This is a genomic window from Cupriavidus sp. USMAA2-4 (assembly GCF_001854305.1).
Taxonomy (GTDB): domain Bacteria; phylum Pseudomonadota; class Gammaproteobacteria; order Burkholderiales; family Burkholderiaceae; genus Cupriavidus; species Cupriavidus malaysiensis.
In genome coordinates this window covers 180,825-192,203 of the sequence record NZ_CP017748.1, presented here as the reverse complement: position 1 = coordinate 192,203, position 11,379 = coordinate 180,825, and the positions used below count along the sequence as shown (strand labels likewise).

Annotated in this window: 14 protein-coding genes; all 14 read right to left on the bottom strand. The window is 64.5% G+C overall.

Annotation, left to right across the window (positions count from 1 at the left end; translation table 11 throughout):
• Window positions 1-10: 10 nt before the first annotated feature.
• The 14 genes from BKK79_RS01035 to BKK79_RS00970 all read right to left on the bottom strand — a co-directional run bounded on the left by BKK79_RS01035 (window position 11) and on the right by BKK79_RS00970 (window position 11,037).
• Window positions 11-1,069 carry a hypothetical protein gene (locus tag BKK79_RS01035; RefSeq protein WP_157128334.1) on the bottom strand — a complete coding sequence of 353 codons (1,059 nt, stop codon included), beginning with the start codon at window positions 1,067-1,069 and terminating at the stop codon, window positions 11-13.
• Between the two features lie 9 nt (window positions 1,070-1,078).
• Window positions 1,079-1,783 carry a hypothetical protein gene (locus BKK79_RS01030; RefSeq protein ID WP_071036873.1) on the bottom strand — a complete coding sequence of 235 codons (705 nt, stop codon included), beginning with the start codon at window positions 1,781-1,783 and terminating at the stop codon, window positions 1,079-1,081.
• A gap of 1 nt (window position 1,784) precedes the next feature.
• A complete protein-coding gene (locus BKK79_RS01025; protein ID WP_071036872.1) occupies window positions 1,785-2,132 on the bottom strand; it encodes a hypothetical protein in 348 nt (115 codons plus the stop codon).
• On the bottom strand, window positions 2,129-2,689 hold the full coding sequence (locus tag BKK79_RS01020; protein ID WP_071036871.1) for an aspartyl/asparaginyl beta-hydroxylase domain-containing protein: 561 nt from the start codon (window positions 2,687-2,689) through the stop codon (window positions 2,129-2,131). Before BKK79_RS01020 ends, BKK79_RS01025 begins: the two co-directional genes overlap by 4 nt.
• A 43-nt stretch (window positions 2,690-2,732) precedes the next feature.
• Complete coding sequence (locus BKK79_RS01015; protein WP_071036870.1) at window positions 2,733-2,927, bottom strand: hypothetical protein; 195 nt, start codon at window positions 2,925-2,927, stop codon at window positions 2,733-2,735.
• A gap of 1 nt (window position 2,928) precedes the next feature.
• Entirely contained in the window at window positions 2,929-3,300 is a 372-nt protein-coding gene (locus tag BKK79_RS01010; RefSeq protein WP_071036869.1) for a hypothetical protein, read from the bottom strand.
• Window positions 3,297-4,532 carry a phage tail tip fiber protein gene (locus BKK79_RS01005; RefSeq protein WP_071036868.1) on the bottom strand — a complete coding sequence of 412 codons (1,236 nt, stop codon included), beginning with the start codon at window positions 4,530-4,532 and terminating at the stop codon, window positions 3,297-3,299. Before BKK79_RS01005 ends, BKK79_RS01010 begins: the two co-directional genes overlap by 4 nt.
• Window positions 4,532-6,775, bottom strand: coding sequence for a hypothetical protein (locus BKK79_RS01000; protein WP_071036867.1), 2,244 nt, complete (start codon window positions 6,773-6,775; stop codon window positions 4,532-4,534). The genes BKK79_RS01005 and BKK79_RS01000 overlap by 1 nt, the downstream gene beginning before the upstream one ends.
• A gap of 4 nt (window positions 6,776-6,779) precedes the next feature.
• Window positions 6,780-7,415 (bottom strand): hypothetical protein, encoded by a 636-nt coding sequence (locus tag BKK79_RS00995; RefSeq protein ID WP_071036866.1) that lies wholly within the window; start codon window positions 7,413-7,415, stop codon window positions 6,780-6,782.
• Window positions 7,412-7,720 carry a DUF6682 family protein gene (locus tag BKK79_RS00990; RefSeq protein WP_157128333.1) on the bottom strand — a complete coding sequence of 103 codons (309 nt, stop codon included), beginning with the start codon at window positions 7,718-7,720 and terminating at the stop codon, window positions 7,412-7,414. The genes BKK79_RS00995 and BKK79_RS00990 overlap by 4 nt, the downstream gene beginning before the upstream one ends.
• 24 nt (window positions 7,721-7,744) lie before the next feature.
• Complete coding sequence (locus BKK79_RS00985; RefSeq protein ID WP_071036864.1) at window positions 7,745-8,152, bottom strand: Rho termination factor N-terminal domain-containing protein; 408 nt, start codon at window positions 8,150-8,152, stop codon at window positions 7,745-7,747.
• A gap of 76 nt (window positions 8,153-8,228) precedes the next feature.
• The gene (locus BKK79_RS00980) at window positions 8,229-8,630 is read right to left on the bottom strand and encodes a hypothetical protein (protein ID WP_071036863.1); all 402 of its coding nucleotides are present in this window, start codon (window positions 8,628-8,630) and stop codon (window positions 8,229-8,231) included.
• 54 nt (window positions 8,631-8,684) lie between these two features.
• Window positions 8,685-9,953 carry a N4-gp56 family major capsid protein gene (locus BKK79_RS00975; RefSeq protein ID WP_071036862.1) on the bottom strand — a complete coding sequence of 423 codons (1,269 nt, stop codon included), beginning with the start codon at window positions 9,951-9,953 and terminating at the stop codon, window positions 8,685-8,687.
• A 19-nt stretch (window positions 9,954-9,972) separates the two neighbouring features.
• Entirely contained in the window at window positions 9,973-11,037 is a 1,065-nt protein-coding gene (locus BKK79_RS00970; protein WP_071036861.1) for a hypothetical protein, read from the bottom strand.
• Window positions 11,038-11,379 lie beyond the last annotated feature (342 nt).

Genomic DNA, 11,379 nt, shown 5'->3' with positions numbered 1-11,379 from the left:
GGGTTACTCGCTATTCAAATAGGCTTTGCACCTTCGGATCGAGTCTATTGGCGGCACTGGAATTCGAGGATGCCCCGGCGCGCGCGCCGTCGCTGCCGCCGTTCAAGCGGTCGTACATCGCGCCAAACGAATCCTCAAGCTGGCGAATCTCTTCGTCCTTCATCTTCGGCATGATGGAGTTCTTCATCATGTCGGCGATGAATCCGGCCTTGCCCTTGGCGCGCGAGGTGCGCAGCTTCTCGAAGGCCTCGTTCGCATCCTTCGCGACGCCCTTCTGGACCATCCATTCCATGGTCGCCACCTCGGCCGGCTGCTTGGACAGCTTCTCGGCCTGAGTTTCCGGGGCCTTGTACAGCTCGGTAGCCGTTCCGGTCCGCGAGTTGACGCCGACCAGGCTGTGCCCGGGCTTGACGTCCTTGATGTCGACCTTCTGGCCACGCGCCAGGTAGCGTCCCATCGTCGCCTGATCCATGCCGAAGATCCGCTTGTCCCCACTGAAGAAGGCGATCTCCTCGCGGCCATCCGGCGTCTTGCCCATTCGTACGTCGGTCGCCTTAGGGCCCGGCATATCACCCAGCGCCCCAGTGTCGACGATCGCGTTGTAGAACTGGACCGCCTGCTGCGGCGACTGCGACGTGTGGAGGACGTCTGCCAGCTTGGTCAGCGCGGCATCATTGGCATCCTGCTGGCTGATGGCGTTCGTGATTCGGTCCTGGCGCAGCTTGTTGCCGAAGTCCAGGTAATCCTGGCCGACCTTCTGGCTTTGCATGCTGGTCTGCTTGCGCGCGATGTCCTGCGTGGCCGGCTGCAGTTCGGTCTGGATGTCCGCCTGCCCCTGCTGAAGGCCGATCTGGCTGCCGGCCAGCCGAGCACGCGCCGGCACGAGCCCCAGTTCAGCCGTGTTCTGCGCGGTGCGCAGCTGGTTCGCCGACTGCGCTGCCGAAGCCGCATCCTGTAGACCTACCTGTTCGGCGTCCATCTTCGCGCGGTTGAAGTCGCGCTGCCGATTCTCATAGTCGATCTGATTGCCGAGCTGGTAGCCGACTGCGGCCAATCCGAGTGCTGACATGGTGATTCCTTAGAGACCGAAGTCCTGCGCAGCGAGCATCGCTGTCTGCTGCGACCCGGGATTGGTGCCGTACTGCGCGGCAGTGGATTGGTTGGAGTTGGAGCCGAAGCCATTCCAGATAGATTGCAGCCCCGTACCGATCTGCTTGGCCGTCGCGCTGATCGCGCCAGCCTCGTTGGCTGCGACCCCGTAGTTGTACTTGGCCTGGTTCAGGCTGTTGCTCGAAACCTGAGCGAGCCCTGTGCTTGCCTGCGCCGGCAGGCCCTTACCCAGGCTCAGCATGTCGCTCTTGCGCGCCCAGGCAGTGTCCTGCACGTTCTTACGCGCCGTGTTCTGCGAAACCGCATCGGCAGCGGCCTGAGAGCGGTCCAGATCGGACAGGCCTGCTGTGTAGGCGGCTGATGTGGGATCCAGGCCAGGCGTGCGCGTGAGGCGATCACGCGCGTTCGAGTAGGCCTGTGACACGGCGCCGGAGGCCTCGCCGGCCGCCCGCTCGTACTGGGCCGGCGAGTCGTAGTTCTGCGCCGCACTGATCATGGAGTCCTCGAGCGGCGCGAAGACGGTCTTGTACCGGTCCCACTGCTCCTTGGCGATCTGCGCCTGCATGTTGTTCGCGCTAGCGGCCGCGGCATTCGCATCGCTCGCGCCGCCGTCCCCCGACATCACACCCGAAACCACCGATCCCGCGACAGCCGCGGCCACGCCCCAGGGCATCTCAATCTCCTTGAATCAAGACGCGATCCACCTTCTCGGGATCGGTCTCGTTGGTCGCGTGGATGCAGAACCAGGTTACATCCTCGATCGCGGTAATGGCGTGGTTTAGCCCGGCCTTGATCTCGATGCATGCCGGCGCGCGGTAGGTCTGCTTGCCGTGATCCGTCTCGACCACGGCGACGCCGGCCGCCAGGATGCTGAGGTGGTCGTACGCATGCTTGTGCGACACGGCCATGTGCCCCGCCGGCAGGTGCATCTGCTTGGCGTAGACCCCGGCGGAGAAGTGGTGGACCGTGCGCAGATCGGTCTGATCACGCTCCGCCAGGTCGCGCATGCGCTCGGCGATCATCTATCCCTCCGCGTGCACACGATCAGGGTGATGCGGTCGTCGTCGCCATCGTTTCGTACCTCATGCTCGATCGTGTTGTCGAACCAGTAGACGTCACCGGCCTCCATGGAGACGGTCTCGTCCTCCACCCGATTGAAGCACTGCGGGTTCGACTGCAGGACGACGTACAGCTTGGTATTGAAGTGCTCGACGTGCCAGCCACGGTCGACATGCGGCAGAATCCGGCCGCCCGGCGGGATCTTCGTAATCAGCACGCCTCCGAGCTGCACCGCTTCCACCTGGGCCATCAGGCCGAAGATGATCGGCCGGACCTGCGGGAGCGCGTCGTAGGCTGGATACCAGACCGGATAGTGCGGGTCGTTGAAGCGCGCCAGGTCGCCGTCGGGGAACTTCCGGATGTCGTTGTAGCGGATCCAGATGTCCGACATGGCCGCGTGCGGCGTCTCCGGCGCGATCTTGCGCGGGTTGAACTCGTCCCACAGTTCGGGATGCTGCTTGATCGCCAGCAGCAGCGGGACGACGTTGACGCCAGAGAGGATCTTCTGGAAGTGCTTCATGGGCTTGAGGATTCGGGTGATACCTGATCCTAGCCCCCGGCCTCTAATTCGAGTCGCCCGGCTTCGGGAACCTGGCCTTCACCGCCTGCACGCGGTCAAGCATCGCGCTGGTCTCAGTCGGCAGCGACTCGCGCGGCAGCGTGGCGAGCGCTTTCCAGATGGCGTCGAGCTGATCGCCGACGTCCGGGTATTCCAGCGCCCGGCGCGGCCCATGGTCCTCCTTGAAGACGATCGGCATATCAGGCCTTCGTGTAGGCGAACTCGCCGGTCAGGTAGCCGGGCGCCTGCACCCAGATCTTGTAGTCGCCCGGGTAGGTGAACGAAACTTCGTCCTCGGCCTGCGCCGAGTAGAAGGACTGCCGGGACAGCGCCGACTGCACCACGATCAGGCTCGGCACCGGGAGGCCCGTCAGGCGGTCGCCATCGAGAGCGGCCGGACATGCTTGCTTGGCGATGACTTGGCCGTCGGCCACCCGCTGCGTCTGCCAGTCAGGCGCGGTCTCAGCCAGGATGAAGGCCTCGCCCGGGAGCAGATTACGCTCGGCCTCGTCCTCGGGTGCGCTCACCAGGCGGGTGATTTCGCCGTTGTCGATTCGGTAGATGATGATCATCGCTTGCATCCCAGGCAGGCAATCGTTGCAGTCACGTTCCCCAGCGCGATCACGCTGATGGCGTATGTCCCGCCGCCAGAGTATTGATCGTGCCAGGCCAGTGGTATGGCCAGCTTCTCGGCCTGCACGTTGACGTCGTAACTCGTGAGCGTCACTCCATCCCTTGTCAAGGTAATGGAGGCCTGAGCTATGGGAGGGCCGTCATTGCCGAACGTGATGCCCGGAACGTTGACGGTGCCAGATACCACCACAGCAGACGCGCCCCCGGGCACATAGACGGACGCCACGTTACCCATGTTCCCGGTGCCGGTCGCCGCCCGGGGGATCGTGACGGTTTCGCCCTGCAGCTTCAGCGTGTCGATCTCCGCGTTGCCGATCTTCGCGTTCGTGATCGCTGCATCCTGGATCTGCGCGCTCCCGATCGCGGCGCCGTGGATATGTGCCTGCTTGATCGCCGCGAACTGGATCTGGGCTTCGCCGATCGAGGCGACCGAGATGGCTGCGGCATCGATGTAGACGCCAGGCGGAACGCGGTACCCATTCACCCACTGCTCAGTGGTCACCACGATGAATGGGATACGGGATGGAACGCCAGGGCCAGACGGCGAACCGATGGCAAACCGGTCGGCCCGGACGATGAACCCGGAGAACGGCACATCGTTGTTCGCCGTGCTCATCAAGCCGAAGCCAGACACGTACCCGTTGATGTCCGTCTTGACGGACCACTGCCCCATCAGGTGGCCGTCGGCATCGGCACGCACCTGCGCTTCTTGCTGCAGCGCGGCCGTGTTCGCGTCGACTCCAGCAGTCAGCGTGGTGACTTGCTGCACCAGGGATGCCACCGCGTCGCTGCGGACAGTACGCTCCTCGTCGAGCTGGGCAATCACGCCGGTGCCCGGCGCGTCCACCTTGTTGACCCGCTCCCCCAGCGCCTTGAAGAGCGGCGACTCCATGACCTGCGCCTGCAAGTCGTTGATCACCCGGGCGATGTCCGATGGCTTGATGACCGGATAGGTGCCGCCCTGGGTCTGTGCCGCCCCAGCCACGCCGATGATCGTGCCGCCGCCACGGAGGTTGGCGACCTCGGCCCGGGTCACGAAGGCATTGTCGGAATCGCCGGTCTGACCGTTCCGGACATTCAGCATGTCCGAGATGGCCTTGAGGACGGCGTAGATGTTCCGGTCGGAGATATTCTCCAACGCCGATTGAGGGATCGAAGGGACGCGCGCCATCAGACGTCCTTCAGCGACATGGCGGTCTCACCGATGCGCAGATCCTTGAACGTGCCGCTACCGGACAGCCGGACCCGGTAGCGCTGGCCCTTGTAGCCCCCAGGTAGCCGGAATCCGGCCGCGCCGGTCAGAGCCTTGGTGTGCCGCAGTACCCAGGCATCCGCCTCCTCGTTGTAGGAGTGGAACTCGATCGACCAGCTTCCACTGCAGATCGCCTTGGCGAAACCGAAGTTCAGCGGGCTCGGCAAGACCATCTCCCGCGACTCCCAGACGGTCGGCAGCGGGTCGCCTGCATTGAACCGGTACAGGCCCTGGCCGAGGCCATAGTAGACCCCATCGGCGAACTCCGAACTGAACGTGCACGCCGCCTGGAAGGCCGGCATGTCCGTCATGGTGCCGCTCGCCTCGTCCAGGCGGATCATGAAGGCCGGGAAGGAGTTGTCGCCGGCGTAGACCACCAGCCGACCGTCCCAGACGGAGAACCGCATTGCGCCGAGATGCGCGCCGTACCGGGCGCGCCACACATCCCTGGTGAAGAACCGCTCAGACAGCGTCAGCGAGGCCTGGCCGCCCTGCACCACGACGATGCCGTCCGGGCTCGCGTAGGCCAGGAAGCCGTCGACCAGCACGATGGATCGCTTGGAGACCCCAGCCTGGGCAACATTGAGGCTCGTCTCGCTCATGCCTGCCGGCGTCTGGCCGGAGATCAGGATCGGCTCTGTGGTCGTGGTGATCAAGACACCGGAGCCATATGGGACGCCACCGACGATGTTGTGCTGGTAGGTCTTGACGTACTGCGGCGGCCAGGCCCACGGCTTGTAGGCCTCCGAAAAGTGGAGTTCGTTGCCCTTCCAGGCGCAGAGGATCCCGTTCTTCAGGCTCATCAGCCCGACGAGACCAGGGTCCGGCGGGTAGTACTCGTCGGATGCCAGCATCTCATTCAGCGCGGCCACCTTCACGTCGTCGTGAAAGACGTAGTTGCCTGCAGGCTGGCTCAGCACAAGGATCGAGCCGGCATAGAAGTAGCCGACGACGTTGCTGCCGTACATCGTCCGGTAGACCCGGATCTCCTTGATCGGGGCATAGTTCGCCGTCCACGCATCGAGGGCGGCGGTCACGTCGACGGCTTGGCCGCTCTGGAGGTTGAAGGTGCCGGCCGGCGACGGAGGCCCCTCCTCCCCGTAGGTATTGACGTAGGTATAAACGACCGCGCGCGTCTCGGTCTGGGCCGCCGTGCTCTTCGACGCCAGCACCAGGGTGTAGCTCTCGGAGTTGTCGTTCCGGGTGAGCACCGCATCCCAGTCGTTCACCGCGGTGAAAGCCGAGTTGCTGGTGTAGATGTCGAAGGCAGTCCCGCCCGTGCTGGCGCTCGTGCCGATCAGTCGGATCACCGGGAAGGCCTGCTCGGGCGTCAGGTTGCCGACGGAGCCGCCGGTGTTGTCGTCCAGGTAAGAATAGCGCGTCAGCGAGTACAGCGTCTCAAGGACGTGCTCACGGCCGGCATCGTCCTTCACCTTGACGACGCCCTGCAGCAGCGAGTTGTCTGATACCTTCCGGAGGGTATCGGGCGAGCTGGCGATGACACGGGTGCCGGGCGGGAACGTGAACCACCGCTCTTCCAGCGGGGTGTCGAGGCCGCTGTTGGCCATGATGCAGTACCAGGTCGCAATGAAGGACTCATCGCCCGGCCCGTAGGCCGCCCCGGTATTCTTCGCCGGCGGCGTGAAGGTCCACTTCTGCTTGTCCGTGACCACCGTCAAGCCGATGTCCTGCTCCTGGTACTTGACCCCGCTGTACTCATAGTGGAAGCGAGCCGCGATGTTGATGTCCTGCAGGCTGGTGGGCGTCCCGGAGACGGAGAACGTCGGCGCTGTCGTGGGCTTTGGCACGCCGACCCGGTAGCTCGACCCCGGCGGGCCGCCCTCTGGCCGCGTACCGAGGCTGTTCGTCACCAGGAAATCGGTTGGAGTGGTGTAGTAGACGCGCCGGTATTGGTCCTTGGCTAGCGGCGCGCGCACAGCGTCGACGTCGACGTCCCAGGTGTAGAAGCTGACGCCGTCCTCCGTGTAGAGGCTCTTGACCGCGTTGGACACGTCCGTCAGCTTGGCGCCGCCGCGGGTGCCGCGCAGCTCGCCGTAGCCGAAATCGCAGTTCTCGGCGACCGTCGCAGCCGTCTGCGGCAACAGCGCCGGCGGCACGCGCGGGAAGATGCCAGAGAACTGGGTGATCGAGAGCGTCGCCATCGGGTCAGTGCTGAGAAACGGTACGCAGCGGCGCACGCGACAGGCTGCGCAGCGCCTCGACCTTCGCGCCGGCCATCGCGGCCTCGAACTGGCCACGGTAGAGCGAGTACAGCTCCGGGCTGGTCCAGGGCTTCTTCGGCATCTTCATCAGGCGCGCCTTCGCGCCGCCGGCCAGCGCGTCAAAGTACCGGCTCCAGATCCAGGTCGGGAACATGGTCGACGTGCGGGTCGGCTGAAGCGCCAACGTGACCACCAGGCCGCCGGGGATCTTCCGATCCGGCACAGGCGCCAGGATGATCTGGCTCGGGTCATCGGTCAGGTAGTTCCGCGGCGTGTCGCGCTCCGTCTGCCAGCGCGGGCGCTTGGCAGAGAGGTCCGCCTCGCTGATGGGGTCGATCGTCTTGCCGTCGACCTTCACCAGCAGCACCTGGGCAACCTCCGCACCGATCGGCGGATCCAAATCGTAGGTATTGAGGCCGGCGAGGATCGGGGCCGGGTCCATGAAGTAGCGCCAGCACCAGGAGCCCTGGCAGAATTCAATGATCGCGTTCCGGATGGCGTTGACCGCCAGATCCTGGCCGGCGCCTGGCACCTCAGGCAAGACCTCGTCGAACAGGTCAGTGTACTTGGTATCGCTCATGTGCTGGACACCAGGGTCTGGAACAGCTTGTAGGACTTGACCTCGCGGTTCTCGTTGACGTTCTCGTCGTCACGCGTCTCCGCACGGAATGCGATGTAGTGCTGGATGGCCACGGCGTGCGCCGCCGAGAGCGGGAAGGTATCCGTGGCCGCGAGGACCGCAATGGGCTGGCCGAACTTGCCGACGCGCAGATCCGGCCGCAGTTCGTAAATCTCGGCCACGCCGTCGTTGACGTAGTCGAGCAGGTCGCTATCCGGGTAGCGGACCTTGTCGGCATCGTTCAGGGGCTTCCGACCCCGGTCCATGACCTGCTGCACCGTCGGCATAGCTTACGGGGTGACGCCGGCTTGCAGAGGATCCGGGCCTTTCTCGGCCAGCTCGATTGCGTCGATTATCTGCTTCTTGTTGAGGGTAGGCTGCAGCGAGAGCTTGATGCTCGCCGCATAGGCTGCCAGCTCCGCCTTGCTCATCTTCTCGAGTGGCTTCGCCAAGCTGTCCTGCGTCACTTCCGTCTGCTCTCCGGTACCCGGGTCCGTCACGGCGACCATCACCGGCCCGTCAACCAGCGCCGCATCGTCGGGATTCGCCAGCGCCCACTGATCGGGATGCTTGAGCAGCATCCTTGCCTGGTTGACGCAGACCTCCTGCACGTCGCCCGGACCTTCCCAGGCCTTCCCGGAGCCGGCGACGTTGTCGCGCGTCCAGGGCTTCTTGCCCACATATTCGATGGGGATCATCGTCTTCCTTGTGCTCCATGAAGGACGGGGCGAGCCAGCCCACCCCGTCTACTCTCGCCGCCAGCGAGCTGGGGCCTTAGATGCCCCGCGGCTCGTACAGCAGGACCGAGTCGATCTGCCCGCTGGCCGCTCCACCGCCGATCGTGGCGACGATGTAGGCGTCCTTCGGAATCACCACCGGCGCAGCGACCGAGGTGTTCGCGCCGGCAGCGTTGGTCGCCTGGGCATTGAAGAAGGCGACGGGATCGCCACCGGAGCCGTCGGCATACTCGTAGCCGAGCGAGACGGTCGTGCTCGCGCCGAGCGCGCCATTGACCAGGCGCGCGTGGTGCACCTTGGCACCGGCATAGATCTTGTTGAGGCGAACCTTGTCGCCCACCTGGGCGGCGGCCAGCAGATGCCGGCCGTGCGCCGGGGCAAGGGGATCCTCGCCCGAGAACAGCACGTCCTGCAGGGTCGAAGCAATGATGGTCGTCATCGTGAATCTCCTAAAGTCTTGACCGGGGCAAGTTCATCCCCTGCCCCGCCCACATTACGAAGCGAGCAGCGTGCGGCCAGCAGGGGAGTTGGGATCCGGCGCGTACGAGTCGATGACAGCCACGCCGTGGTCGGTGTCGGCGCCGTCGATCTTGAAGCGGACCTTTGCCGTGCCGGCCATGCCGCCCACGACGATCTCGACCGAGTTCTTGTGGTCGACCAGTTCCTCATCCCAGTTGTAGAAGTAGTCCGACGCCGACTTGCCATAGGCCTTGGCCAATGCCTGGGCACCGACCAGGATCGCGCGGTCGACCGGCTGCGCGGTCTGCACCGTCGATTCGGTGTACGTCAGGCCATCACTGCCGCCGGAGTCGACGATGACGTTGGAGCCGGTGTTGAAGCGGATCGCATAGCGGTTCATCCGCTTGATCAGCACGCCGTTCCACATGATCGTCTCGTAGGAGTCGAACAGCGGGTGCTTGACGCCCGGAGCCTTGCGCTCGAAGGCCATCTGCATGGCGGTACGCCAGTCCGACTGCGAAGTGCGCGACTTCAGGTAGAGCCACTGGCGCTCGGTCACGAACAGCGCCCACATCGGATCGTTCCAGGCACGGTCGTCGCCCTTGATCTTGATCGGCTGCAGCACGGCCGGCGACTCCCGCTGCATCGACACGATGCGGTCGACGTCCTGCAGCGTCAGCGCATCGTTCGTGCCGATGTCCGCCGGGCTGGTGGCGTCGTTGGCCGCGTAGTAGCGGTTCTTGGTCGGTGCCTTGACCGGGTTGGTCATGATCTCGGCGAAGTCCGGATCCACCTGGAAGGGCACGACCCAGTCGACGGTAGCCTGATCGCCTCGCGCGCCAGCGAGGTGCACCAGGGCGGTCTGGTCTTCCAGCCGCTGCGCCCACGATTGCAGGCCGGCCATAGCGATTGCGCGCAGGTTGTGCTTGGTGCGCTTCTGCGTCATCTTGCCGCCGCCGTCCGCGCCGCCACGCCACTGGTTGATGGAGACCTCCATGGTCGACGACGTCAGGCCCATCATCTTGCCTTGGATGCGCTTGTCGCCCATCGTCGGCTTGCCCTGCAGCGGGTTGAAGAGGTCGATGGTGACGGTATCGCCGGCGCCTTTGGCCAGGTCACCCGCCTTGACGATCGGGTAGTCCGGGCTGGTCTGGCCCTTCGCCTTGGCGGCGAAGCTGCCTTCGGTCGGCATTTCGCCGGACAGGAGGTTCATGAAGCCCGGCGCCGATTGCACGCGGGAGAACAGGCCCACGCCATAGACCTTGGCGGCGAGGGGCGAGCCATACGGGATCGAGGTAGACATTGCAGTGGTTCCTCAGGTATCAGAGTTTGCTCAGGTAGGCGTCCATCTGCTCGGGCGACATCTTGGAGAACTTGTCCGCCAGCTGGGCCGGCGTCATGCTCTCCAGGGCTGCTTGCTCGCTTTGAGCGGGGGGATCGCCTGCCGGGAAATCGCTCATGGAGGTGGGAACAGCCTTGCTGGCTGCTGCCTTGGCCACTGCTTCGGCCTCCGCCTTGAGCTGCTCCGGCGTCTTCTGTGCAGCGGGAGGATTCGCGCTAGGGATCTCGATCGCGCCGTGCGTCGTCTCGACGAGCTTGACAGCCTCGGCAAAGCGTTCAGCCAGGGGCTTGCCCTGCCATCGCGGATCAGCGCGCAGCACGGCGTCATAACGCTGTGCCGCGGTGAAACGGTCTGGATCGGTAGCCTGGATGTGCGCCAGCTTTGGCGTCGCGTCGATCGCTTCCTGGACCATTTCGGCCTGGGTGCGCTGCCGCTCGGCTTGCTGCTGATGCCGCTCCTGCTCTACCTGCTGTTGCTGCGCCTGCAAGGCCTTGATGGTCGCCTGTTGGGCCACCAGTGCCTTGTGCATGGTGGGGAAATCCTCGCGGATCGCCTCCAACTCCTCGTCCGACAGTACGGTTTCGGCTGCTGCCTCGGCGGTGCGGGCGCTCTCACCAGGTTTCGCCCCTTGATTCCCTGCGGCAATCTGCGCTTTGAGCGCGGCGATCTGGTCGGCTTGGTCCTTGGCCAACTGCTCGGCCCGGCCCGCCCGGTCGCGCTCGCTCTTGAGCACCGAAAACGGGATGACGTTCTTGCCATCGCGGGCAAGCACACCCTCCGCGTTGCTTTCGTTATCCTGTGTCGCTTCGACCTTTCCCCCGGGCGTGACATCCTGCTTGGCGCTGGCCGCCTGGGCCGCTGCCGCGTCCGCCGCGGCCTTCTCGGCCGCTGCAGCTGCATCAGCTGCGTCCTTGACTGCCTGCGCCTCCCGCGCTGCCCTGTCGGCGTCGCTCTCACCGCCCTGGGGCAGTTCGACCGCTTGACCGCTTTCGGCGGCTTGGAAAGCCTTGAATGCCTGCTCCGGATCGTTCAGATCGAATTCCATTCCACTCCACTCCACGTATCGCGTTGGCTGCGAGGTTTGATCCCTTGCCGGTCTGCCTATCCGGGCAGCACGGGAACCGGCTGTGGGTTGGAGGGAATGCTATGGGGCGTGGAGCAATTCGAGTCGATTTGGACTGGCACACTACGGAATTGGTAGCGCTTACTCGGAACAAGCATAAAAAACCCGCACCGCGGCCAGATTCATGAGAAATACGCCAGCCCATTAATCTATCGCATCTATTAATACCTCATAACCGCAAGTGCATAACAATTTTCTTACACTACGATTAATTTCATGATTAAATCCGACTACACGGCCACATCGCATCTTCTGATCGAATCG

Coding starts and splice junctions, on each gene's coding strand:
- BKK79_RS01035 (WP_157128334.1), bottom strand. CDS start 1,069: ATGTCAGCACTCGGATTGGCCGCAGTCGGCTACCAGCTCGGCAATCAG.
- BKK79_RS01030 (WP_071036873.1), bottom strand. CDS start 1,783: ATGCCCTGGGGCGTGGCCGCGGCTGTCGCGGGATCGGTGGTTTCGGGT.
- BKK79_RS01025 (WP_071036872.1), bottom strand. CDS start 2,132: ATGATCGCCGAGCGCATGCGCGACCTGGCGGAGCGTGATCAGACCGAT.
- BKK79_RS01020 (WP_071036871.1), bottom strand. CDS start 2,689: ATGAAGCACTTCCAGAAGATCCTCTCTGGCGTCAACGTCGTCCCGCTG.
- BKK79_RS01015 (WP_071036870.1), bottom strand. CDS start 2,927: ATGCCGATCGTCTTCAAGGAGGACCATGGGCCGCGCCGGGCGCTGGAA.
- BKK79_RS01010 (WP_071036869.1), bottom strand. CDS start 3,300: ATGATCATCATCTACCGAATCGACAACGGCGAAATCACCCGCCTGGTG.
- BKK79_RS01005 (WP_071036868.1), bottom strand. CDS start 4,532: ATGGCGCGCGTCCCTTCGATCCCTCAATCGGCGTTGGAGAATATCTCC.
- BKK79_RS01000 (WP_071036867.1), bottom strand. CDS start 6,775: ATGGCGACGCTCTCGATCACCCAGTTCTCTGGCATCTTCCCGCGCGTG.
- BKK79_RS00995 (WP_071036866.1), bottom strand. CDS start 7,415: ATGAGCGATACCAAGTACACTGACCTGTTCGACGAGGTCTTGCCTGAG.
- BKK79_RS00990 (WP_157128333.1), bottom strand. CDS start 7,720: ATGGACCGGGGTCGGAAGCCCCTGAACGATGCCGACAAGGTCCGCTAC.
- BKK79_RS00985 (WP_071036864.1), bottom strand. CDS start 8,152: ATGATCCCCATCGAATATGTGGGCAAGAAGCCCTGGACGCGCGACAAC.
- BKK79_RS00980 (WP_071036863.1), bottom strand. CDS start 8,630: ATGACGACCATCATTGCTTCGACCCTGCAGGACGTGCTGTTCTCGGGC.
- BKK79_RS00975 (WP_071036862.1), bottom strand. CDS start 9,953: ATGTCTACCTCGATCCCGTATGGCTCGCCCCTCGCCGCCAAGGTCTAT.
- BKK79_RS00970 (WP_071036861.1), bottom strand. CDS start 11,037: ATGGAATTCGATCTGAACGATCCGGAGCAGGCATTCAAGGCTTTCCAA.